This window comes from Bradyrhizobium sp. 27S5 (assembly GCF_037217225.1).
GTDB lineage: Bacteria > Pseudomonadota > Alphaproteobacteria > Rhizobiales > Xanthobacteraceae > Bradyrhizobium > Bradyrhizobium septentrionale.
Genome location: NZ_CP147714.1, coordinates 859762 through 880598, shown reverse-complemented (window position 1 = coordinate 880598; position 20837 = coordinate 859762). Strand labels below are relative to the sequence as shown.

Here is a 20837-nt window from a genome sequence, read left to right as displayed (position 1 = left end):
AGCGCGCTTGTGCTACGAAGGCGCCGCACTGCGAAGGCTTTGTCGCGTCGCCAGATCGCGATGAACCGTCATCGCGATTGAGCGCCTGCTCCACGACATCATGCACTACGACATCTTTATCGTATGGATGCCGCATTCCGTCTTCGCCCGGCCACGCCAGCGGCCGTCGCGCGCATCCTCGCCGGTGGCAGACCGGCTCGAGCAAGGCATACACCCGACCGACTGATATCCCGATGCGACAAGTGGATGCGGCGGCAGCTTGCCGAGCGCGTAGATCGCCTCGATCTCCTCGCGCGAGACGTTGGCGAACGGATTGAATTTCAGCCTGACGCCGTCGTCCTCGACGACCGGAATGTCGGTGCGGGCGCCGCCCTGGAAACGCTTGCGGCCATTGATCCAGCCGGCGAACGGTTTTAGCGCGCGCGCCAGGGGCTCGACCTTGCGGATCCGGCAGCAGGCATCGGGATCGGTGAACCACAATTCGCGGTCCGGATCCTGCCGCGACAGCGCCTGCTCGTCGGGCTTGATCGAACGCACATCGGTGAGGCCGAGCATGGCTATCAAGGTGTCACGATAAGCCAGCGTCTCCTCGAACAGCCAGCCGGTGTCGAGGAAGACCACCGGGATTGCCGGATCGACATCCGCCATCACCTTGAGCAGCGCGGCGGACTCGGTGCCGAACGACGACACCAGCGCCAGCCTCTCGCGGCCGACCGTCTTCAATGCGGCCGCGATCACCTCGGCGGGCGATGCCGTGCGCAGCGCGCGATCGAGCGCATCGGCCGCGGGCAATCCGCCCGGCGCCGTGGCTGCGAGCTCTGGTGCAAGCGTGCTCACTGGCCAGCGCTCTCCGAGTGACGCAGCTGCATGCGGCGGTTGAGCGCGGTGACGCGGCCGTCGCCGGTCGGCTGGTAGAACACCGAATAGCGCTTCATGGTCGCGGCGAAGGCATCGGCATCGGCGTCCTTCTTGACCTCGAAGGCGTCGAAGCCGGCGCGGGTCATGAACACGAACTGGTCGCGCAGCACCTGGCCGGTGGCGCGCAGCTCGCCGTCATAGCCGTAGCGCTCGCGCAGCAGGCGCGCCTGGCTGTAGGCGCGGCCGTCGCGGAAGGTCGGGAACACCAGCGCGACCGAGGCGAGACGATCGAGATGCGACACCAGATCGTCGAGATTGCGGTTGTTCGGCCAGATCACGCCGACCTTGCCGGAGCGGCGCAGCAGCGCCTCCGGACCGGCGAGAAAGCGTTCGGCGCTCACCAGCACCGCGCCGTCACCCGGCAGCTCGGCGCCGTCGGCGACATGGACGAACAAATCGGTGGTTAGTCTTCCCTGCTTAACGAGTGGCATAGACCCGCTCCCTGAAAGGCTCGACGCCCAGACGCTTCACCGTATCGACGAACAATTCCTCGGGACGGTCGCGCAGCGCGAGATAGGCTTCGACAATGTCTTCGATCACGTCGGCGACTTCCGCATAGGGAACGGCCGGGCCGATCAAGGTGCCCATCTGCGCGTTCTCGTCGGCGCGGCCGCCGATCGTGATCTGGTAGAATTCCTCACCGTTCTTCTCGACGCCGAGAATGCCGATGTGGCCGACATGGTGATGGCCGCAGGCATTGATGCAGCCGGAGATGTTGATGTGGAGCCGGCCGATCAGGTCGGCGGTGTCGTGATTGGCGAAGCGCCGCGTCAGCTCCTGCGCGATCGGGATCGAGCGCGCATTCGCCAGCGAGCAGTAGTCGAGTCCCGGGCAGGCGATGATGTCGGTGACGAGGTTGACGTTCGGCGTCGCCAGGCCGAGCCGGTCGAGCGCCTTGAACAGTGCCGGCAGGTCGCGCTTGGCGACGTGCGGCAGAGCCAGGTTCTGCTCGTGGCCGACGCGGATCTCGCCGAACGAATATTTGTCGGCGAGGTCGGCGAGCGCGTCCATCTGCTCGGCGCTGGCGTCGCCGGGCGGGCCGCCGACCGGCTTCAGCGACAGCACCACAATCGAGTAGCCCTGCACCTTGTGCGGGAACACCGAGTTCTTGCGCCAGCGCTCGAACAGCTTGTCATGCGCGGCCTGCTTCAGCTCGTCCGGCATGTGCGGCAGCTTTTCGTAGGCCGGATAGGAGAACCGCGAGCGGACCTCCTCGATGGCGGCGTGATCGAGCGTCAGCCCAACATCGCCCATCTGCTTCCACTCCTCGTCGACTTCCTTGGCGAACTTCTCGATGCCGAGCTCGTGCACCAGGATCTTGATCCGCGCCTTGTAGATGTTGTCGCGGCGGCCGTACTGGTTGTAGACGCGCAGGATCGCCTCAATGTAGCTCAGGATATCGCGGCCGGGGACGAACGGCTTGATGGTCTTGGCGATGAACGGGGTGCGGCCGAGGCCGCCGCCGACCAGCACCTCGAAGCCGGTCTCGCCGTCGGCATTCTTGTGCAGCCGCAGGCCGATGTCGTGGATCTTGATCGCGGCGCGATCGTGCTCGGAGGCGGTGATCGCGATCTTGAACTTGCGCGGCAGGAACGAGAATTCCGGATGCAGCGTGGTGTGCTGGCGGATCAGCTCCGACCAGATCCGCGGGTCCTCGATCTCGCCCGGCGCGACCCCGGCCCACTGGTCCGAGGTGACGTTGCGCATGTTGTTGCCGGAGGTCTGCATCGCGTGGATGCCGACCTCGGCGAGGTCGGACAGCGCGTCGGGCAGCTCGCTGAGCTTGATCCAGTTGAACTGGATGTTCTGCCGGGTGGTGAAGTGGCCGTAGCCGCGATCGTAGCGGCGCGCGACATGGGCGAAGCGGCGCAGCTGCTTCGACGACAGCGTGCCGTAGGGGATAGCGACGCGGAACATGTAGGCGTGCAGCTGCAAATACACGCCGTTCTGCAAACGCAGGATCTTGAATTCGTCCTCGGTGAGCTCGCCGGAGAGGCGGCGCTTCACCTGGTCGCGGAATTCCGAAACACGCTCGTTGATCAGCGTGCGGTCGAGTTCGTCATATGCATACATGATGGATGAGCCTTACGCCGGCACCTGAAGATCGATCGTGACGCCCTTGGCGCGGATGTGTTCGCGGAGATTGCCCGGCTTGACCTTGCCGCCGTCCTTGAGCTCGACCGGCGCGATATAGGGGCCGACCGCGCCGACGTCGTCGGCGGCGGCTTCGGCCAGCAGTGCGCGGGCATCGTCGGAGGTGCTGACAATGGCGGAGTCAGCGAGTTCGGTGGACCAGCCCTTTTGCGCGGTCCGGTACACCACCGCACCATCCCAGGTGCGGTTGGCGGTGACCACCGACGGGCCCGTGATCCTGATTTTCTTCTGTTCAAGCGGAGAGGTCATTCGGCAGCTTTCAGCAGTTCGGAGAACATCTGGTTGGAGAAGAGTTGGGTGACGTTGGATCGGCTCCACGGCGCGGAATGCGCGACCACGTCGCCGATAATGAGGACAGCGGGACCGCCATCGACCTGTTTGACCAGCTCGGGCAGCCGCGCCAGCGTGCCGACCGCCGCCTTGGCGTCCGGCCGCGTCACGCGCGCGAACACGCCGACCGGCGTCTCCGGCGAGCGGCCCGCGGCGAGCAGGCCTTCGCGGATCGAAGGCGCCGCGGTCATGCCCATGTAGACGACGACGGTCATCTTATTGTCGGTCAGCACCGACCAGTCGACGACCTCGGCATCGCGCGCCTTGTGCGCGGTGAGGAAGGTGATGCGCAGCGCCTCGTGGCGGAAGGTCAGCGGCACTTCGAACTGCGCGGCCGCGCCAAGACCGGCGGAGATGCCCGGAATAATGGAGTAAGCAACGCCAGCGTCGCGCAGCGCCTCGATTTCCTCGCCGCCGCGGCCGAACACAAAGGGATCGCCGCCCTTCAGCCGCACCGCGCGCTGGCCCGCCTGCGCCGCCTCGATCATCAGGCGGTTGATGGCGTCCTGGCCGATGCCGGGCTTGCCGACACGGCGACCGACCGGAATGCGCGCGGCATCGCGCCGGATGCGGTCGAGAATTTCAGGTGACACCAGTTCGTCATAGAACACGACGTCGGCATCCTGCAGCGCGCGCAGCGCCTTCACCGTCAAGAGATCAGGATCGCCGGGACCCGCACCGACCAGCGTGACGTGGCCAATGGCTTTGCCCTCTGCGCTCGCGCCGGCGAATGCGGCGGGATCAGGGATCGCGTTCAGCGCCTGCTCGGCTTCGTCCTTGCGGCCGGCCAGCACCAGCGCGCCGATCGGGCCGTCGACGATGCGCTCCCAGAAGCGGCGGCGCAGCGGAAACTCTTCGATGCGGGCATGGATCGATTTGCGGAAGCGGCCGATGAAGCCGGCGAGGTCGCCGATCCGTGCCGGCAGCACCGCCTCGATCTTCTCGCGGATGCGGCGCGCCACCACCGGCGACGTGCCGCCGGTGCCGACCGCGACCACGACATCGCCGCGATCGACGATCGCAGGCATGATGAAGGTGGAGTGGACGAGGTCGTCCATCACATTGACCGGCAGGCCAATCCCCTTGGCGCGCACCGACATCGCAATGCCGATGTCGCCGGCGCCGGCGCACAGCACGGCGATGACATCTGAAAGATCAGCGGCGAGCGGATCGCCCTCGGCGCGCTCGATCCGCGCTGCCTCCTCCGCAGCGAGGCCGGCGAGATCATGGTTGCCGTCGGTCGCGTACCAGCGGACCGCGGCGCCGGCGGCCGCAAGCAGCCGCAGCTTGGCGCGCACGAGCTCGCCCGCTCCAACGAGCAGCACCTTGCCGCTTTGCAGATCCAGAAACACCGGCAGATATCGCATCAGACACTCGCTTCCCCAACTTGGGGGTTGACTGAAATTATTTTCTATTTATCTCTCGATCAAGGCCAGCAAAGAGAAAATTATTTCTTCTCTATTGCAGCGCAACTTTAGAATTTTCAACTCCACAGGCCAAGGCCGATAGATGCATCTTCTCGACAAAGAATCCGCCGCTGCCGGATCACGGTCTGCAGCCCTTGCACAAGCATCTTCCGTGCCGGGGATTTCGGCCCATCAGGCCCCCCCGACCATGGACCATCTCGACGAGCTCGAGGCGCAGAGCATTTACATCCTGCGCGAGGCATTCGCACGGCTGAAGAAGCTCGCGCTGCTCTGGTCGCTCGGCAAAGACTCCAATGTGATGATCTGGCTGGCACGCAAGGCATTCTTCGGCCGGGTTCCGTTCCCCGCGATGCATGTCGACACCGGCAAGAAGTTTCCGGAGATGTACGCGTTCCGCGACCGCTTCGGCAAGGAATGGGATCTCGACCTGCGCGTCGAACCCTGCCCGTCGATCGACAGCGTCGATCCGACCCTGCCGCCGGCCGCGCGCTCCGCGGCGCGCAAGACCGAAGGTCTGAAGCTCGCACTCAATAAGTATGGCTTTGACGGATTGATCGCCGGCATCCGCCGCGACGAAGAGGCGACGCGCGCCAAAGAGCGCGTGTTCTCGCCGCGCGGCCTCGAGGGCGAGTGGGACGTGCGCGACCAGCCGCCGGAGTTCTGGGACCAGTTCAACGCCTCGCCGCCGCAGGGCGCGCATTTGCGCATCCATCCGATCCTGCATTGGACCGAGGCCGATATCTGGGCCTACACCAAGCGCGAGAACATCCCGATCATTCCGCTGTATCTCGCCAAGGACGGCAAGCGCTACCGCTCGCTGGGCGATCAGGACATCACCAACCCGGTCGCCTCGACCGCGTCCAATATCGACGAGATCCTCGCCGAACTCGACGCCACCAAGATCCCGGAGCGCGCCGGCCGCGCGCTCGACCACGAGACCGAGGATGCGTTCGAGCGGCTGCGTGTCGCCGGCTATCTCTGATCAACTGGCTTCTCAACATTTGGCTTCCCACTTCGCGCGAGCGTTCCGATGAACATGATCCTTCCCACCGCCTCGATCTCGGCAACGCCCAACGGCACGACGCGGCCGCAAGTGCGCATCGTCATCGTCGGCCATGTCGATCACGGCAAGTCGACGCTGGTCGGGCGCCTGCTGCATGAGACCGGCAGCCTGCCGGACGGCAAGCTGGAAATGCTGAAGGCGGTCAGCACGCGGCGCGGCATGCCGTTCGAATGGTCGTTCCTGCTCGACGCGCTGCAGACCGAGCGCGACCAGGGCATCACCATCGACACCACCCAGATCCGCTTCCGCACCCGCTCGCGCGACGTCGTGCTGATCGACGCGCCGGGCCATGCAGAGTTTTTGCGCAACATGATCACCGGCGCCTCGCAGGCCGATGGCGCGGTGCTGATCATCGACGCGCTCGAAGGCGTGCGCGACCAGACCCGCCGTCACGGCTATCTGCTGCATCTGCTCGGCGTGAAGCAGGTCGCGGTCGTGGTCAACAAGATGGACCGCGTCGAGTTCAGCGCCGAGAGGTTTAAGGAAATCAGCGACGAGATTTCGGCGCATCTGATCGGCCTCGGCGTCAGGCCGACGGCTGTGATCCCGATCTCGGCGCGCGACGGCGACGGCGTCGCCGAGCGCACGGCGCGGATCGACTGGTACAAGGGACCGACCGTGGTCGATGCGCTCGATGCGCTCGAGCCGGCGCGCCCGCTCGCCGAGCTGCCGCTGCGGCTGCCGGTGCAGGCGATCTACAAGTTCGACGACCGCCGCATCGTGGCGGGCCGCATCGAGTCCGGCAGCCTCAAGGCCGGCGACGAGATCGTCATCATGCCGACCGGCAAGATCGCCAAGATCAAGACGGTCGAGAGCTGGCCGGTGACGCCGGTCAACGGCACGCAGGGCGCGGGGCGCTCGGTCGGCATCACGCTCGACCGCGAGCTGTTCCTCGAGCGCGGCGACATCATCGGACATAGCGGGCAGAGCCCGCGCGACACCCGCCGCATCCGCGCGCGGATCTTCTGGCTGCACGACAAGCCGTTGACCAAGGGCGAGCAGATCCTGATCCGGCTCGGCACCAAGGAAAGCCGCGCCACCGTGGTCGCGATCGAGAAGGCGATCGATCCCGGCGCGCTCTCCAACGAAGAGAACAGCGCAATCGCGCGCAACCATGTCGGCGAGATCGACATCTCGCTGGCGCAACCGGTGGCGACCGATCCCTACACTGACAATCCGCGCACCGGGCGCCTCGTGATCGAGGTCAACGGCCGTATCGCCGGCGGCGGCCTCGTGCTGTCGGTCGACGCCGGCCGGCCTGCCGTGCCGGTCGATATCGTGCCGGTGGAATCCGCCCTGCGTGCGGACGAGCGCTCGGCGCGCTACCACCACAACGGCGCGGTGATCTGGCTGACCGGCCTGCCCGGTTCGGGCAAGTCGACCCTGGCGCGGGCGCTGGAGCGGCGGTTGTTCGGCAATGGCGGCTCGCCGATCCTGCTCGACGGCGACACGCTGCGTGCGGGCCTCAACAGCGATCTCGGCTTCTCGCCGCAGGATCGGGCTGAGAACATCCGCCGTCTCGCCGAGGTCGCGACCCATCTGGCGCGCAACGGTCATATCGCGATCGTCGCCGCGGTGTCGCCGTCGGCCGCCGACCGAGCGACGGCCCGCCGCATCGCCGACAGCGCGTTCCGCGAGATCTATGTCGCTACGCCTGCTGAGGTCTGCGAGACCCGCGACCCCAAGGGCCATTACGCCAAGGCCCGTTCCGGTGGATTGCCGTCCTTTACCGGCATCACCAACGACTACCAGCCGCCCACCGGCAACGAATTGACCATCGACACCTCGAACCGCTCGGTCACCGAGGCCACCGACGAGATCGAGCGGATGCTGTCCGAGACCGGCATCCTGTTCGACGAACTGACCGATCTCGCGGCGAATATCTGACCTCGCTCAACTGTCATCGCCCGGCTCGACCGGGCGACCCAGTATTCCAGAGACAGCAATTATTGAGCCGATAGGCCGCAGCGTACTGGATGCCCCGCTTGAAGCGGGGCATGACACCTGAGAGTGGGGTGACAGAGGGCCTTCTCAGAGCCAGGACTTTAAGGCTAAAAGGGCCGTGAACGCGGCCCTTTGGCGCGTTTTTTGCTGATTTCTTTCGAAAACAGCTCCTAAAACGCCCGTTTCTTTGAGAAAGCCCATCATGACTCGTGTCGATGCCCATGGATTGAAGATCGCCCCTGTCCTGTTCGATTTCATCGCCAAGGAGGCGACGCCCAAGACCGGGATCGCTCCCGACGCGTTCTGGGCCGGACTTGCCGCCATCATCCAGAAGCTCGGACCGAAGAACCGCGAGCTGCTCGCGGTCCGCGACACGCTGCAGGCCAAGATCGACGACTGGCATCGCGCCCACAAGGGCAAGGCATTCGATATCAACGCCTACACCGCATTCCTCAAGGAGATCGGCTACCTCTTGCCGGAGCCCGCGACCCACAAGGTCGAGACATCAAATGTCGACGAGGAAATCGGCAAGATCTGCGGCCCGCAGCTCGTGGTGCCGCTCACCAACGCCCGCTATGCGCTGAACGCCGCCAACGCGCGCTGGGGTTCGCTGTATGACGCCTTCTATGGCACCGACGCCATCCCGCATGATCCGAGCGAAAGTGGCAAGGGCTACAACAAGGCCCGCGGCGACAAGGTGATCGCGAAGGCGAAGGCCTTCCTCGACGCATCAGCGCCGCTTGCGACCGCAAGCCACACCGATGTGACCTCCTACAGCGTGATCGCCGGCCAGCTGTCGGCCAAGCTGAAGAGCGGCAATTCGACCGCGCTGAAGGACGGCGCCCAGTTCGCCGGCTATCAGGGCGATGCCGCCCACCCTTCCGCGATCCTGCTCGTCAACAACGGCATGCATGTCGAGATCAAGATCGACCGCAGCAACATCATCGGCAAGGATGATCCGGCCGGCGTCGCCGACATGATCCTGGAATCGGCGGTCTCCACCATTCTCGACATGGAGGACTCGGTCGCCGCCGTCGACGCCGAGGACAAGGTGCTGGTCTATCGCAACACGCTCGGCCTGATGAACGGCACGCTGTCGGCCGATTTTGACAAGGGCGGCAAGACGCTGACGCGTTCGCTCAATGCAGATCGCGTCTACAAGAAGCCCGATGGCAGCGAGCTGAAGCTGCACGGCCGCAGCCTGCTGCTGATGCGCAATGTCGGCCACCACATGTTCACCGACGCGGTGCTCGACGCCAAGGGTGAGGAAATCCCGGAAGGCCTGCTGGATGCGGCGGTCGCCGGCCTGCTCGCGATCCACGACCTCAAGGGCAATTCCAAGGTCAAGAACAGCCGCACCGGCTCGGTCTATATCGTCAAGCCGAAGATGCACGGCCCCGACGAGGTGACGCTGACCTGCGAGCTGTTCGCCGAGGTCGAGAAGATGCTCGGGCTCGCCGAGAACACGCTGAAGGTCGGCATCATGGACGAGGAGCGCCGCACCACGGTCAATCTCAAGGCCTGCATCCAGCGCGCCTCCAAGCGCATCATGTTCATCAACACCGGCTTCCTCGACCGCACCGGCGACGAGATCCACACCTCGATGGAAGCGGGTCCGATGATCCGCAAGAACGACATGAAGGCGCAGCCCTGGATCAAGGCCTATGAGGACTGGAACGTCGACAACGGCCTGATCGACGGCCTGCCCGGCCATGCCCAGATCGGCAAGGGCATGTGGGCCGCGCCCGACAAGATGGCCGACATGCTGGTGCAGAAGATCGGCCATCCGCAGGCCGGCGCCACCACCGCCTGGGTGCCGTCGCCGACCGCGGCCACGCTGCACGCGCTGCATTATCACCAGGTCAACGTAACCGCCCGGCAGCAGGAGCTCGCCAAGGGCGGGCCGCGCGCAAAGCTCTCCGACATCCTCACCATTCCGGTGTCGCAGTCGAACTGGGCGCCCGACGACGTCAAGCAGGAGATCGACAACAACTGCCAGGGCATTCTGGGCTACGTCGTGCGCTGGATCGACCAGGGCGTCGGCTGCTCCAAGGTGCCCGACATTCACGATGTCGGCCTGATGGAAGACCGCGCGACGCTGCGCATCTCGAGCCAGCATCTGGCAAACTGGTTGCATCAGGGCGTCATCACCAGGGATCAGGTGATGGAATCGCTGAAGCGCATGGCCGTCGTCGTCGACAAGCAGAACGCTGGCGACGCCCTCTACAAGCCGATGGCGCCGTCGTTCGACGGTGTCGCCTTCAAGGCCGCCTGCGACCTGATCTTCGAGGGACGTACGCAGCCGAACGGCTACACCGAATACATCCTCACCGCACGCCGCCGCGAGGCCAAGGCCGCGGGCTGATCCGCGGGTCACGACGACAAGCAAAAGCCCCGGCATGCGCCGGACTTTTTGTTGGCGCCACGTGCGGCACTAGAGTGTGATCTGGCGACCGCGAAGACACTGCGCTCCCTCTCCCGCTTGCGGGGGAGGGCTGGGGTGGGGGTATCACCGCGGGTACAGACCGGATAGATACCCGACAGTTTAGACCGGCATGATTGCCGACAGGTTTCTAGAAGCATCGGCGGGAGGGCCCGACGATGCCGTTCAGAGAGACCAGTCGGATGGAAGAGCGTATCCGGATGCTTATGGAGTACGAGAGCGGGAACTGGAGCGTGTCGGAGTTGTGCCGCCGTCACGGTATCTGCCGCGACACGTTTTACGCATGGCGCCAGCGGAAGCAGAGCGGCGATCCGGAGTGGTTCAGGGACCGTTCGCACGCGCCGCAGCAATGCCGACAAACGACCGATGCGGCGATTGCAGAGAAGGTGATCGCGGCTCGGCAGCGCTTTCCCTATCTGGGACCGCGCAAGCTGCTCGCCCTGCTTGACCGCCAGGCGCCGGAGATCGATTGGCCGGCGGCGTCGACGATTGGGAGCATTCTCAAGCGCGCGGGGCTGATCTCGCCGGTGAAGCGCCGCCGCCGTCCGCTCGACCAGCGGCGTCCCTGCACGCCGGTGCAGGAGCCGAACGACGAGTGGAGCGTGGACTTCAAGGGTTGGTTCCGCACCCGCGACCAGTGCCGGATTGATCCGTTGACGGTGGCTGACAGCCACAGTCGCTTCCTGATCGAACTGCAGATCGTCGCACCGACGACCGAGGGCGTCCGCCCCCGCTTCGAGAGGGCTTTCCGCGAGCATGGCCTGCCGCGGGCAATCCGCTGCGACAATGGTTCGCCGTTCGGCTCGCGCGGCGCCGGCGGTCTCACCACATTGTCGGTCTGGTGGCTGAAGCTCGGCATTACGCCGCACTTCATCCGTCCGGCCTCGCCGCAGGAGAACGGTCGCCATGAGCGCATGCATCGCACCTTGAAGGCGCAAACATCGAGCCCACCGGCAGATAATGCGTCCGAGCAACAGGCCCGCTTTGACGCCTTCCGAGAGCATTACAATAAGGAACGTCCTCACGAAGCGCTGGGCCAACGGCCGCCGGAGGACGCCTATCGAGCATCTCAACGCACCATGCCGGATCGCGAGCAAGACCCCTGGTATGACGCCGATCACCAGGCCCGCCGTGTTCGCGGCAATGGGGAGATTAAATGGAAAGGCAAGTTCGTCTTTATCGGTCAGGCGCTGGTGAACGAACTTGTCGGCATCGCCGAACTCGATACCGGTGACCACGTCGTCCGCTTCTGCGACCTCGACGTCGGTCTCATCGACCGCCGCGGCCTGTTCACCCGGTTCGCTCCGCCTCGTGAGGGGCTGCGCGAACCGGGCGAACAGACCGCTTAACCCAAACTGTCGGGGATCATGCCGGTCCAAAATGTCGGGAATCATGCCGGTTGAACACGCGAGTCACATCGTGGAGAGAGCCCCCACCCGCCGCGCTACGCGCGTCGGCCTCCCCCGCAAGCGGGAGAGGCGAAGCGTCTGCGGACCGGCTGATTCCACCAAAAATCATCACGCTCTAAAACACCGCTAAATATTTCAGCAGCGAGACGATGCCGATGATGATGACGACGACGCGCGCGATCTGCTTGGCGCGGCCGTCGAGCGGCAGCATGTTGATGAGATAAAGAACGAGAATAACGACAAGGAAGGTGACGAGTACGCCGACGAGCATGCGGGGCCCCCTGATGGCATCGGTGAATGTGCTGTTCGCCCTTTGCTAACGTGCAGGAGGGAAGTCGGTTCCGGGCCAGGAACCGAATGTGGCTTCGGTTCTGATTAGATCAGAACCGAAGCTCTCGATTCTTGTTTTGACGCGTTTTCTTCACGTGAACCGGTGTCCACTTCGCTCGAAAACGCTCTAGTGAGCGGCGCTACTCGCGCGCCAGCACCGCCGGACGCTGATATTTGGCGCGGATGCGATCCGGTGCCGGCGTGAAGTTGAGCGATGCCCCGCGCCGGTCAGGGCGGCCGACCGACATCAGCCCGTCCTTGCCGGCGACGATGTCGCCCTTGCGCAGGGTCGGATCGTCCTCGATCTTCACCGCGGCCAGGCCGACCGAATCCTTGCCGTTGCAGGTGCAGCCCGCGACGATCTGGTCGCGATAGCGGAACGCGTTCGGCAGCTCGGAATAGGGCTTGCCGTCCTCCGTCGCGGCGTTGTCGATATTGCCGCCATAGACCACTTCGGTCGCGCTCGCCGGGCAGAAGCTGTTGCAGCTCTCCGCCTTGCTTTGGTTGCCGGTCGCGGCCAGCGGGAAATAGCGGCCGTCGCAGGTCCGCACGCAGTAAGCCTGACCGCCGTCATAGCGCGCGCGACGCTCGGCCCGCGGCGCGACAGGCGCCGGGCCGTCGTCGAACGGGATCCGGACCACCGGCGGCCGGCCCTGCATGAAGCCGCCGAACAGTTGCGAGAAAAAATCCTGGGCTTGCGCGGCAGGCGCAAGGGACAGGCCAAGCAACGCCGCCGTCCCGAACACCCACCGCCTGGAATGTCGCTTCACCATCACCGCCCCTCATACAACGCCGATCCTCAGTACAACGAGGAAGCGGTCGGAATGTTCATCGCCTGGCGGCCTGAGGGCAGCGTCATCACCGCGGGACGCGGCTGCACCGGTGCCGGCCGGACCGAAATCTGCGTCGTGGTCGGGCCGAGTTCGCGGGCGGCGAGATGCGGCGCGTTCTTCGGCAGCACCACGACCTTGGTGCCGACATCGACCCGGCTGAACAAATCGGAGACATCCTCATTGGTCAGGCGGATGCAGCCCGATGACACGTACTTGCCGATCGTCGAGGGATCGTTGGTGCCGTGGATGCGGTACTCGCTGGAGCCGAGATACATCGCGCGTGCGCCGAGCGGGTTGCCCGGGCCGCCGGCCATGAAGCGCGGCAGATAGGGCTGGCGCCTGATCATCTCGGCCGGCGGATGCCAATCCGGCCACTCCGCCTTGCGACTGATGGTCTGGACGCCGGCCCAGGTAAAGCCCTCGCGGCCGACGCCGACGCCGTAACGGATCGCCCGGCCGCCGCCGAGCACGTAATAGAGCGCGGTGTTCCCGGTATCGATGATGATGGTGCCGGGCGCTTCCGTCGTGTTGAGCGCGACGGTGGTGCGGCGCAGCCGCTCCGGCAGCGCGCCGTCCTCTCTGGCCCCGGTCGAGGGATCGTTCATCATTTCGTCGGACGGAAATGCACCCGGCTGCGTCGACGCATAGCCGAGCGCAGACGAGCGGACTTGGGCGTTGGCCGAGGTGGTGACAACGAACGGCGTCACGAACAGGACGCTGGCGAAGGCAACGGTGCGCGCGGCGCGCGACGCAAGCCGGCGGCTGGAGAGAGACTGATGTGTCATGTGCTGCCCCTGGACGGGATGCGCATCGTGGTGATGCGATGCCGGAGCAACGCGCGTGGCCGCCAGACAGTTCCGGCGCGAATCATCGCAAGGCCGAGATTGTCAACCCGCCGCGTCTCACGAACCCGCGATGGAACCTTTGCCGACGCGGGCCGTTGTCAGGCGCTATTGGACGCGCGGGGTCACCTCGCAGCGCGAAATTGATTTTACCGGCCTGCGGAGGAAACTGGTGCGCGCGTTACCGGGTGAACGTCTGCTTGGCAATCCGCCCGAAGGCACGCCCTTCCCCGACAGCAAAGCCGAACTGCCGCCGGTGATCAACCGTGCCGAGGTCGTCGCCTTCGCGCTGGTCGCGCTGCTGGTCATCGTCGTGGTGGCCGTACTCCATCTGGCGCGCGCGTTCTTTCTCCCGATCACGATGGCCTTCATTGTCGGCACCATGCTGTCGCCGGCCGCAGGCCTGCTCGAACGCTACCGGATCCCGCGCGCGCTTGGTGCGGTGCTGCTGGTGTTCGCGGTCGTCGCGACCGTCAGCTTCATGGTCGGGTTGATTTCGGCCCCGCTGATGGAATGGAGCTCGCGGCTGCCCGAGCTCGGCGCGATCCTGAGGGAGAAGCTGCACGTGTTCGACCGGCCGCTCGCGCTGTGGCAGGAGCTGCAGAGCATGCTCGGCGGCTCCGACACGCTTGCCACCCTGCAGTTGCCGAAATTCGAATGGGTGCAGCCGACGCTGGAATTCCTGTCGCCGACATTTGCCGAATTCCTGCTGTTCATCGCAACCCTGATCCTGTTCATCGCGAGCTGGAACGACCTGCGCCGCGCGCTGGTGATGAACTTCAGCGAACGCGCGGCGCGGCTGCGCACGCTGCGCATCCTCAACGAGATCGAGACCCATCTCGGCAACTACCTGCTGACGGTGACCATGATCAATGTCGGCGTCGGCATCGTCACCGGTGCGATCTGCGCGGCGACAGGCACGCCCAATCCGGCCGGACTTGGCGCGCTCGCCGCGACACTGAACTTCATTCCGATCATCGGGCCGGTCGCGATGTTCGTGGTTCTGGTCGCAGTCGGCATCGTTTCCTCGCCGACCATCGGCGCCGGGCTGATCGCGCCAGCCTGCTTTGCGGCCGTGACCTTCCTGGAAGGACATTTCGTGACCCCGATGATCGTCGGCCGCAGGCTGTCGCTGAATGCGCTCGCAGTCTTCCTCGCGCTCGCGTTCTGGACTTGGCTGTGGGGCCCGATCGGCGCCTTCCTGTCGTCACCGCTGCTGATCGTGGCGTTGATCGTCAAAGAGCATTTGATGCCGGACAATTCGCCGCAGCTGCCCGAGGAATAGGAAGCGTTTTCAAGCGAAGCAGGCGCCGGCTCGCGTCGAGAACAGCCTCCTGAACGATCAGGCCCGGTTTCGCATCAGGAACTTTGCTTGCTGCGAGGCGTTTTTCCTTACAACACGCGAATCTCCGGGAGCTTTCGATGTCGAGCACGGACAGCGCATTTGGGATCAAGAACATGACGGACAAAGCGACCTACGAACGCCTGGAAAAGGATGTCACCGCCGTGAAGAACGATATCGCAGCCCTTACCGAACAGATCACCGGCGCGCTCAACTCGTTTGCCAACAACGCGGGCAAGCAGGCCCGCCGCCACTACAAGGATGCACGCGCCAACGCGGAATCGACGCTCGACGACATGTCGGAGCGCGGCAGCGCGATGATGGGCGCGGCGCAGGACGCGGCATCCTCGATCGAGGAATCGCTGGAAGACGTGATCACGCAGCGACCGCTGGCGACCGTCGGCCTGGCGCTCGGCCTCGGCTTCCTGATCGGGGTCGCCTGGCGGCGCTAACGGATATTCTCGGATGAGGCCCGCGGTGGCGGTCAAGTGAAAACCACCTTTCTAGACGCGATGGCAGCGCTGGCGCGCCGCCGCTTCGTTTGTCGATGCGCTTTTCAAGGCGAGATTGAAAACAAGGCTTGGCAATGCTTCAGCGGCTGATCAATGACGTCAAGGAATCCACCGGCAGCGCGTTGCGCCTGACGTCGCTTGCCGCCGCCGCTGCGATCGCGCTGTCCATCACCATCGCCTTCCTGTGCGCGGCCGCCTTCGTCTATGTGCTGCAGCGCTATGGTCCGGTAGAGGCGTGCCTCGCCGGCGCCGCGGTGTTCCTGGTCGTCACGCTGGTCACTGTCGCCGTTTACATCGTGCGTAAGCGCGAGGCACGCCAGCGTGCCGAGAAGGCGGCCAAGGCCGCGAAATCGGCTGCAGCGACCATGTTCGCCGACCCCGCATTGATCGCCACCGGCCTGCAGATCGTCCGGGCGATCGGCGTGAAGCGGCTGATCCCGATCCTGGCGGTCGGTGGCCTCGCACTCGGCCTGATGGCCAGCCGCAGCGCCGCCGCGAGCAGCGAGCCGGCGGAGGAGTGACGCTCTCGCGCGAGAATGCGCGACCGTCAGCTATCCAAACTGTCACCACCCAAACCGGTGTCATCGCCCGGCTTGACCGGGCGATCCAGTATTCCAGAGACAATTGTGATTGAGCCGATAGGCCGCGGCGTACTGGATCGCCCGCATTCGCGGGCGATGACAGCTGTGCCTGTTGAGATCGCGGAGCCTCTAGTTGAGATCGCGGAGCGCCGTTCTCAGGTCACGCAGCGGCCGGGCTGCAGCAGCTTGGCCACTTCGGTCAGCACGCTGACCACGGGCTCGCATGCCACCTTGCGGGTGTCGCCGGGCCGGGCCCGGGCGGGTGCTGTGGGGCGATTGCGAGCCTCTTCCCGCGCCACGGGAACGCGGACCAGTACCGACGTCTCCGGAAGCCGGTCGACCTTCAGCGCGACGGTCCGGCTCGGCAGGCCGCTCGATGGAACCGCGCGCGGTCGGTCTTGGCGGCGCGGTTGACCGCGCTCTCCGGTGCCAGTGCGGTGGTGACCTTCTGAGTTCCAATGAGATCGTGGCCGGACGCGAGCTGCACCGCGCCAAGCGTCAATCCGCCCGCCAACGCAGCGAAAATTCCCCTTTGAATCTTTGACATGGTGATGTCCCTCGCCCCATGGAAATTTCCCTTGGCGATCACGAACACAACGCGAGCGGAACCTGTGGAGTTCTCGCGTCCGGCCATCACTTAACCGTGTACGAAAATATTTTCTCGCGCAGGGAACGAGTCCGGGGGGATGCGAGTCATTGCAAGAGCCGGTTATTCCCCCTGCCCCATTGACCGGCGACGTAGGGCGCGACCGTGGTGATGCCGGTCGCGCCCTGCTCTTTTTTGCGGTCTGCCGCGGGCGGGCGTCCGCCAGCATCTCACTCACCGGTTGCATTTGGAGTGAGGCGCCGAGGGGGGCTTGGTCCCCTCACTGGCGAGAGGACCGCCTGACTACGCGTTGTCGTTTGCTGGCATGTCCTGGGAACGAACGACTGTCACTTCACGGCAGGACAGGCAACGACCGACGTGAAACTTGATTCCGGTCGTCTGGTCGTCGACGAGCATCAATTCGCTCAGGGGCTCGCCACATTTGCAGGTCACCGTCTTGCTGTCGGCAAAATACATCGGACGTCCCTCCGTGGGCTGGAGATTTCATCTCGTCATTGGGGCGAACTCGACTGCCCCTTCCGATCGCTTCCACTCCTTTTCGGCCGGTAACGTCCGGGCAATCCGGACAATGGGGGTGACGTTCCCAGATTTATTTTGAAGCCTGTTTCGAAGCAGCTTGCGTCTTCGTCTGGAACTGCGCGGCTTCGCGCGCCTGCCGCTCGGCCTTGAGCCGCTTGAAATTCTCGTAGAAGGCCTTCTCGCTGGCGCGATGCTCCTTGATCGCCTCCGACGCCTCTTGCTGACGCAACTCGTTGCGGGCCTTCCGCTGCTGGGGAGTCAAATTCATATGGCCTCCAACTAAGCTCTTGAATCAACGCTGGATTCAACGCACGAGGCCGGAAAAGGTTGCACTGGAGGGAACTGGCTCTACTTGCGCAGGCTGGCCCAGACGCCGCCGAGGATCAAAAGGCCGCCGATCAGATGGATCAGCTTCGGCGGCTCGCCGAGGATGACCCAGGACAACAGCGCGCTGGCGATCGGCGCGACGTAGAGCACGAGCGACGTCCGCACCGAGCCGAACCTTGCGCCGAGCCAGGCAAAGCCGGCATAGGCGATCAGGCCGGGCACGAGGCCGGCGAAGACATAGGCCTCGAACGCCCTCGCGTTGAAAACCTCCGCCGGCGTGGCCCACATCTCCCGGATCGCCGGCGGCAGCGAGCACAGCGCGCCGGCCGCCGAGAACAGGCTGACCCGCGCCAGCAGCGAGGCGCGCGGCCCGACGCGCGACTGCATCAGCGTGTAGCCGGACCAGCCCAGCATCGCGAGCACCACCAGCAGGTCGCCCCAGGCCGCGCTCGACTGCGTCAGCGTTTCCAGATGGCCGCCCGAGACGATCAACAGCGCACCGGCCAGCGCGAGCGCGGTGCCGAGCCATTGCAGCGGACCGATGTGCTCGATGCCAAGCGCGGCCGAAATCAGGAACACCATGATCGGCGACAGCGCGAAGATCAGCGCGATATGGATTGCGGTGGTCGTGATGCCCGCGATGTAGACCGGGCCGCCGCACAGGAACATGCCGAGGAAGCCCGCGGCGAGGATCGGCCAGAGATTCTGCGCCAGCGGGATCTTGCCGTCCCTGACAGCCGCGATCGCAAACGGCGCCAGCCCGATCGCGATGATGCTCCAGCGGAAGAAGGCCAGCGAAAACGGCGGCACCGAGCCGGCAAGGCCGCGCGCCAGCACCTGGTTGGAGGCCTGCCCGACCGCAACCAGAATGAAGCCGGTCAGCGCGACCGCGTCCTCCCAGCCCGTCGCCGGACGGCCGACCGGAGATTTCGGCAACTCCGCATCCATGACACCGCCCCCTCAGCCGGCACAATCGACGAAGATAAATCCCGTCAGCGCAGCCGCCCGCCGCGGCGCGCGCGCTCTCACTGCTCGGCGGCTTCCCGCTCCATGTCGCGGCCGGACATGTCCTCGCCCTGCATGTTGGCGTAGTCGCGCGCCATCTCGCGCATCAGGAATTTGGCGGGGACGTCGTGATAGGTGCCGTGGTCGTTGACATACTGCATGTAGGCGCGCCCGGCGCCGTCGAAGGGATGCAGCAGCGCATCGGAATGGCCGTCGAAATCGAGCGGCTTGACGCCGAGCTTGGCGCACAGCGTGTCGTTGAAGGTCGGGGTCGCCTTGCGCCAGGCGCCGTCGACGAACACTTCGGTGAAGCCGTGCCAGGTGAACAGGTCCGAGCCCATGCTCTGGCGCAGCTTCTCGGTGGTCAGATGGTTGCGGACGTCGGCGAAGCCGACCCGGGCCGGGATGCCGTGGACCCGGCAGGCCGCCGCATAGAGCGCCGCCTTGCCGACGCAATAGCCATTGCCGGCGGCGAGCACGCTGGAGGCGCGGAAGCTCTCCGGCGAGCGCATGCTGACATAGGGATTGTAGCGGATGCCGTCGCGCACCGCGGTGTAGAGCCGGCTCGCTCTGTCGCGCGCGCTGGCGTCAGCCGGCACGCCGGCGCGGGCGAACGCCGCGACGGCGGGATGGTCGCTGTCGACATATTCGCCTGCAACAGTGTAGAGGCGGCTGATCGTATCGGGAAGATGCTCGGTCATGGCGCGAGCTTAGCAAGCCATTTGCGCAGTTCAATGCGGCTCGTGCGGCCCTTCTTGCAGCCCTGCCCCGCTCAGGTCCTGAAGCGTCTGTCCCTGCGGCGGCGGGTAGTTGCGCCGCTTGGCCTTGAAATATTCGCGCGCGAAATGGATGCCGATCCCGATCAGGAACGGCGGGGCAAGCGCGGCAGCGATCATCAGCGCGGTGATCGACTTCGGCGTCAGGATGTCCAGCACCATCGACGCCAGCAGCCACAGCGTGGCAGCAATCACCGCGACGTCGACATGCTTCATCCCCGCTCTTTCCCTTGTCCGCTGACCATCATCCGGGTTCCATACTACCGGCTGGTCCCGGGCGCGCCAAGGATTCCGGGCGGCAGACGATACCTCCAGCCCTTCACTTTTCTGGAACGGCAGGGCGGCTGGTTAGGCCGCGAACGCCCTGACCAGCAGCAGGCCGCCGAACAGCGCGAGGATCGAGAACGCGACGGAGGCCGCGATGTAGGCGCCGGCCGACCATAACTCGCCGCGCTGCATCAGCACGATGGCATCGAGCGAGAAGGTCGAGAAGGTGGTGAAGCCGCCGCAGATGCCGACGGTGAGAAACACCCGCGTCGCCTGGCTGACATTCCAGCTCAACGCGAAGGATTCCGCGAAGACGCCGATCAGGAACGAGCCCACGATGTTGATCGCCAGCGTACCCCAGGGAAATTCCGTGCCGACCAGGCGTCCCGCGCCGATCGCCACCAGATAGCGCGCGACCGACCCCAGCGAACCGCCGATCGCGACCGCCGCCAACAATTGAACGTTCAATGCCTCACCTTTCCGCCCCGCCACTCGACGATGCCTGCCACAAGCCCAACAACGAAGGTCGCGGCGACCGGCTCGCCCGGCGCGCCGACCCACAGGGCGACGACGCCGACGAGCCAGATCGACCCGACCAGCGACAATGCGATTGAGAGTGACCCAGGAAGACCCGTCATGCTCTGCCCCTTCTCGTTCGCGGGGCGCGCGTAGCGGATCGGCGGTGGCGCATGCTCCTACCGACGCTCTCGCGCCCGGTAGGAGTCATCAGCCTTGCGGCGGTTATCGGGGGACTCCATCCCCATCAACGTGGGAATGGTAGGCGAGCGGCGCGGCGGGAGCAAGTAGCCCTCCCGCCGCTTCGCTGTTGGTTCACTCGCTCATCGACAGCATCGCGTTCAGCTCGACGGCGGTCCGAAGCTGCTCGATGCGCGCAGCAACCTGCTCGCGTTCGGCGCCGCGCGGCAGCTGTGCGAGCCGGCTTTCCAGCCGCACCCGGTGCTCCTCGAGGCGCTGCTCAAAGGTGTGGGGTTCAGATCGCTTCCGCTTCTGAATCGTCTTCATCACTCATCCTTGGCGGTTGCAGACCGGGACTGTTGGCCCAGCGGTCCAGTTGATCGATGACCTGTGCGTGGCTCGGACGCCGCGGTTCCGGGGCTTCCGGCTCCTCGGATAGTTTGCGGGGCAACTTGACGTGGTTGGTCATGGCATCACTCCCGCCAGACAACGGAGAGGCACCCGGATCGTTC

At 65.3% G+C, this 20837-nt stretch carries 25 protein-coding genes and 1 riboswitch; of the genes, 7 read left to right on the top strand and 18 right to left on the bottom strand.

Annotated features, from left to right (window positions below; all coding sequences use genetic code 11):
* Positions 1–105: 105 nt before the first annotated feature.
* From WDM24_RS04235 to cysG, 5 genes are read right to left on the bottom strand one after another with little or no spacing between them, the layout of a single operon-like run.
* Complete coding sequence (locus tag WDM24_RS04235; RefSeq protein ID WP_338830552.1) at positions 106–837, bottom strand: phosphoadenylyl-sulfate reductase; 732 nt, start codon at positions 835–837, stop codon at positions 106–108.
* Positions 834–1349, bottom strand: coding sequence for a DUF934 domain-containing protein (locus WDM24_RS04230; protein WP_338695515.1), 516 nt, complete (start codon positions 1347–1349; stop codon positions 834–836). The genes WDM24_RS04235 and WDM24_RS04230 overlap by 4 nt, the downstream gene beginning before the upstream one ends.
* Positions 1336–2991, bottom strand: coding sequence for a nitrite/sulfite reductase (locus tag WDM24_RS04225; RefSeq protein WP_165126489.1), 1656 nt, complete (start codon positions 2989–2991; stop codon positions 1336–1338). Before WDM24_RS04225 ends, WDM24_RS04230 begins: the two co-directional genes overlap by 14 nt.
* 12 nt (positions 2992–3003) lie before the next feature.
* On the bottom strand, positions 3004–3321 hold the full coding sequence (locus WDM24_RS04220; RefSeq protein ID WP_029077708.1) for a DUF2849 domain-containing protein: 318 nt from the start codon (positions 3319–3321) through the stop codon (positions 3004–3006).
* Entirely contained in the window at positions 3318–4769 is a 1452-nt protein-coding gene (cysG, locus tag WDM24_RS04215; protein ID WP_338830551.1) for a siroheme synthase CysG, read from the bottom strand. Before cysG ends, WDM24_RS04220 begins: the two co-directional genes overlap by 4 nt.
* 247 nt (positions 4770–5016) lie before the next feature.
* Here cysG and cysD point away from each other — a divergent pair, with 247 nt between their 5' ends.
* The 4 genes from cysD (at position 5017) to WDM24_RS04195 (ending at position 11628) form a co-directional block, all read left to right on the top strand.
* On the top strand, positions 5017–5811 hold the full coding sequence (gene cysD, locus WDM24_RS04210) for a sulfate adenylyltransferase subunit CysD (protein WP_338830550.1): 795 nt from the start codon (positions 5017–5019) through the stop codon (positions 5809–5811).
* 48 nt (positions 5812–5859) lie between these two features.
* On the top strand, positions 5860–7779 hold the full coding sequence (gene cysC, locus WDM24_RS04205; protein ID WP_338830549.1) for an adenylyl-sulfate kinase: 1920 nt from the start codon (positions 5860–5862) through the stop codon (positions 7777–7779).
* 259 nt (positions 7780–8038) lie between these two features.
* Positions 8039–10201, top strand: a complete 2163-nt coding sequence (locus tag WDM24_RS04200; protein ID WP_338830548.1) for a malate synthase G — start codon at positions 8039–8041, stop codon at positions 10199–10201.
* Between the two features lie 260 nt (positions 10202–10461).
* Positions 10462–11628 (top strand): integrase core domain-containing protein, encoded by a 1167-nt coding sequence (locus WDM24_RS04195; protein WP_224496526.1) that lies wholly within the window; start codon positions 10462–10464, stop codon positions 11626–11628.
* Positions 11629–11803: 175 nt separating this feature from the next.
* Here WDM24_RS04195 and WDM24_RS04190 read toward each other — a convergent pair whose 3' ends face one another.
* From WDM24_RS04190 to WDM24_RS04180, 3 genes are all read right to left on the bottom strand, one after another.
* Positions 11804–11959 (bottom strand): Thivi_2564 family membrane protein, encoded by a 156-nt coding sequence (locus tag WDM24_RS04190; RefSeq protein WP_061880958.1) that lies wholly within the window; start codon positions 11957–11959, stop codon positions 11804–11806.
* A 199-nt stretch (positions 11960–12158) separates the two neighbouring features.
* Positions 12159–12791, bottom strand: coding sequence for a DUF2865 domain-containing protein (locus tag WDM24_RS04185; RefSeq protein WP_338830546.1), 633 nt, complete (start codon positions 12789–12791; stop codon positions 12159–12161).
* A gap of 26 nt (positions 12792–12817) precedes the next feature.
* The gene (locus tag WDM24_RS04180; RefSeq protein ID WP_166302130.1) at positions 12818–13636 is read right to left on the bottom strand and encodes a L,D-transpeptidase; all 819 of its coding nucleotides are present in this window, start codon (positions 13634–13636) and stop codon (positions 12818–12820) included.
* A 229-nt stretch (positions 13637–13865) separates the two neighbouring features.
* Between WDM24_RS04180 and WDM24_RS04175 the strand changes: the two genes are divergently transcribed.
* The 3 genes from WDM24_RS04175 to WDM24_RS04165 all read left to right on the top strand — a co-directional run bounded on the left by WDM24_RS04175 (position 13866) and on the right by WDM24_RS04165 (position 16068).
* A complete protein-coding gene (locus WDM24_RS04175) occupies positions 13866–14978 on the top strand; it encodes an AI-2E family transporter (RefSeq protein ID WP_338830545.1) in 1113 nt (370 codons plus the stop codon).
* 137 nt (positions 14979–15115) lie between these two features.
* Positions 15116–15487, top strand: a complete 372-nt coding sequence (locus tag WDM24_RS04170; RefSeq protein WP_166302124.1) for a DUF883 family protein — start codon at positions 15116–15118, stop codon at positions 15485–15487.
* A 134-nt stretch (positions 15488–15621) separates the two neighbouring features.
* A complete protein-coding gene (locus tag WDM24_RS04165) occupies positions 15622–16068 on the top strand; it encodes a hypothetical protein (protein ID WP_338832576.1) in 447 nt (148 codons plus the stop codon).
* Between the two features lie 403 nt (positions 16069–16471).
* Here the strand turns inward: WDM24_RS04165 and WDM24_RS04160 are convergent, their stop codons facing one another.
* From WDM24_RS04160 to WDM24_RS04115, 10 genes are all read right to left on the bottom strand, one after another.
* Positions 16472–16675, bottom strand: a complete 204-nt coding sequence (locus WDM24_RS04160; RefSeq protein ID WP_338830544.1) for a hypothetical protein — start codon at positions 16673–16675, stop codon at positions 16472–16474.
* A 342-nt stretch (positions 16676–17017) separates the two neighbouring features.
* On the bottom strand, positions 17018–17191 hold the full coding sequence (locus WDM24_RS04155) for a hypothetical protein (RefSeq protein WP_165126501.1): 174 nt from the start codon (positions 17189–17191) through the stop codon (positions 17018–17020).
* A 133-nt stretch (positions 17192–17324) separates the two neighbouring features.
* Positions 17325–17522, bottom strand: a complete 198-nt coding sequence (locus tag WDM24_RS04150; RefSeq protein WP_166302120.1) for a hypothetical protein — start codon at positions 17520–17522, stop codon at positions 17325–17327.
* An 80-nt stretch (positions 17523–17602) separates the two neighbouring features.
* Positions 17603–18529: a DMT family transporter gene (locus WDM24_RS04145; RefSeq protein WP_338830543.1), complete on the bottom strand. Its 927-nt coding sequence runs from the start codon at positions 18527–18529 to the stop codon at positions 17603–17605.
* 77 nt (positions 18530–18606) lie between these two features.
* A complete protein-coding gene (locus tag WDM24_RS04140) occupies positions 18607–19287 on the bottom strand; it encodes a transglutaminase family protein (protein ID WP_338830542.1) in 681 nt (226 codons plus the stop codon).
* A gap of 30 nt (positions 19288–19317) precedes the next feature.
* Positions 19318–19578, bottom strand: coding sequence for a hypothetical protein (locus tag WDM24_RS04135; RefSeq protein ID WP_224741888.1), 261 nt, complete (start codon positions 19576–19578; stop codon positions 19318–19320).
* A gap of 132 nt (positions 19579–19710) precedes the next feature.
* Positions 19711–20097: a fluoride efflux transporter CrcB gene (gene crcB, locus WDM24_RS04130; protein WP_338830541.1), complete on the bottom strand. Its 387-nt coding sequence runs from the start codon at positions 20095–20097 to the stop codon at positions 19711–19713.
* A complete protein-coding gene (locus tag WDM24_RS04125; protein WP_338695498.1) occupies positions 20094–20267 on the bottom strand; it encodes a hypothetical protein in 174 nt (57 codons plus the stop codon). Before WDM24_RS04125 ends, crcB begins: the two co-directional genes overlap by 4 nt.
* A gap of 72 nt (positions 20268–20339) precedes the next feature.
* Positions 20340–20400, bottom strand: a riboswitch (Fluoride riboswitch).
* Positions 20401–20460: 60 nt separating this feature from the next.
* Positions 20461–20652, bottom strand: a complete 192-nt coding sequence (locus WDM24_RS04120) for a hypothetical protein (RefSeq protein WP_338830540.1) — start codon at positions 20650–20652, stop codon at positions 20461–20463.
* Positions 20621–20794: a hypothetical protein gene (locus tag WDM24_RS04115; RefSeq protein WP_166302109.1), complete on the bottom strand. Its 174-nt coding sequence runs from the start codon at positions 20792–20794 to the stop codon at positions 20621–20623. Before WDM24_RS04115 ends, WDM24_RS04120 begins: the two co-directional genes overlap by 32 nt.
* Positions 20795–20837: the final 43 nt, after the last annotated feature.

Excerpts from the sequence above, each read along its gene's own strand:
- WDM24_RS04230 (WP_338695515.1), bottom strand. The coding sequence starts at position 1,349 with ATGCCACTCGTTAAGCAGGGAAGACTAACCACCGATTTGTTCGTCCAT.
- WDM24_RS04225 (WP_165126489.1), bottom strand. The coding sequence starts at position 2,991 with ATGTATGCATATGACGAACTCGACCGCACGCTGATCAACGAGCGTGTT.
- WDM24_RS04220 (WP_029077708.1), bottom strand. The coding sequence starts at position 3,321 with ATGACCTCTCCGCTTGAACAGAAGAAAATCAGGATCACGGGCCCGTCG.
- cysG (WP_338830551.1), bottom strand. The coding sequence starts at position 4,769 with ATGCGATATCTGCCGGTGTTTCTGGATCTGCAAAGCGGCAAGGTGCTG.
- cysD (WP_338830550.1), top strand. The coding sequence starts at position 5,017 with ATGGACCATCTCGACGAGCTCGAGGCGCAGAGCATTTACATCCTGCGC.
- cysC (WP_338830549.1), top strand. The coding sequence starts at position 5,860 with ATGAACATGATCCTTCCCACCGCCTCGATCTCGGCAACGCCCAACGGC.
- WDM24_RS04200 (WP_338830548.1), top strand. The coding sequence starts at position 8,039 with ATGACTCGTGTCGATGCCCATGGATTGAAGATCGCCCCTGTCCTGTTC.
- WDM24_RS04195 (WP_224496526.1), top strand. The coding sequence starts at position 10,462 with ATGGAAGAGCGTATCCGGATGCTTATGGAGTACGAGAGCGGGAACTGG.
- WDM24_RS04190 (WP_061880958.1), bottom strand. The coding sequence starts at position 11,959 with ATGCTCGTCGGCGTACTCGTCACCTTCCTTGTCGTTATTCTCGTTCTT.
- WDM24_RS04185 (WP_338830546.1), bottom strand. The coding sequence starts at position 12,791 with ATGGTGAAGCGACATTCCAGGCGGTGGGTGTTCGGGACGGCGGCGTTG.
- WDM24_RS04180 (WP_166302130.1), bottom strand. The coding sequence starts at position 13,636 with ATGACACATCAGTCTCTCTCCAGCCGCCGGCTTGCGTCGCGCGCCGCG.
- WDM24_RS04170 (WP_166302124.1), top strand. The coding sequence starts at position 15,116 with ATGTCGAGCACGGACAGCGCATTTGGGATCAAGAACATGACGGACAAA.
- WDM24_RS04165 (WP_338832576.1), top strand. The coding sequence starts at position 15,622 with ATGCTTCAGCGGCTGATCAATGACGTCAAGGAATCCACCGGCAGCGCG.
- WDM24_RS04160 (WP_338830544.1), bottom strand. The coding sequence starts at position 16,675 with ATGTCAAAGATTCAAAGGGGAATTTTCGCTGCGTTGGCGGGCGGATTG.
- WDM24_RS04155 (WP_165126501.1), bottom strand. The coding sequence starts at position 17,191 with ATGTATTTTGCCGACAGCAAGACGGTGACCTGCAAATGTGGCGAGCCC.
- WDM24_RS04150 (WP_166302120.1), bottom strand. The coding sequence starts at position 17,522 with ATGAATTTGACTCCCCAGCAGCGGAAGGCCCGCAACGAGTTGCGTCAG.
- WDM24_RS04145 (WP_338830543.1), bottom strand. The coding sequence starts at position 18,529 with ATGGATGCGGAGTTGCCGAAATCTCCGGTCGGCCGTCCGGCGACGGGC.
- WDM24_RS04140 (WP_338830542.1), bottom strand. The coding sequence starts at position 19,287 with ATGACCGAGCATCTTCCCGATACGATCAGCCGCCTCTACACTGTTGCA.
- WDM24_RS04135 (WP_224741888.1), bottom strand. The coding sequence starts at position 19,578 with ATGAAGCATGTCGACGTCGCGGTGATTGCTGCCACGCTGTGGCTGCTG.
- WDM24_RS04125 (WP_338695498.1), bottom strand. The coding sequence starts at position 20,267 with ATGACGGGTCTTCCTGGGTCACTCTCAATCGCATTGTCGCTGGTCGGG.
- WDM24_RS04120 (WP_338830540.1), bottom strand. The coding sequence starts at position 20,652 with ATGAAGACGATTCAGAAGCGGAAGCGATCTGAACCCCACACCTTTGAG.
- WDM24_RS04115 (WP_166302109.1), bottom strand. The coding sequence starts at position 20,794 with ATGACCAACCACGTCAAGTTGCCCCGCAAACTATCCGAGGAGCCGGAA.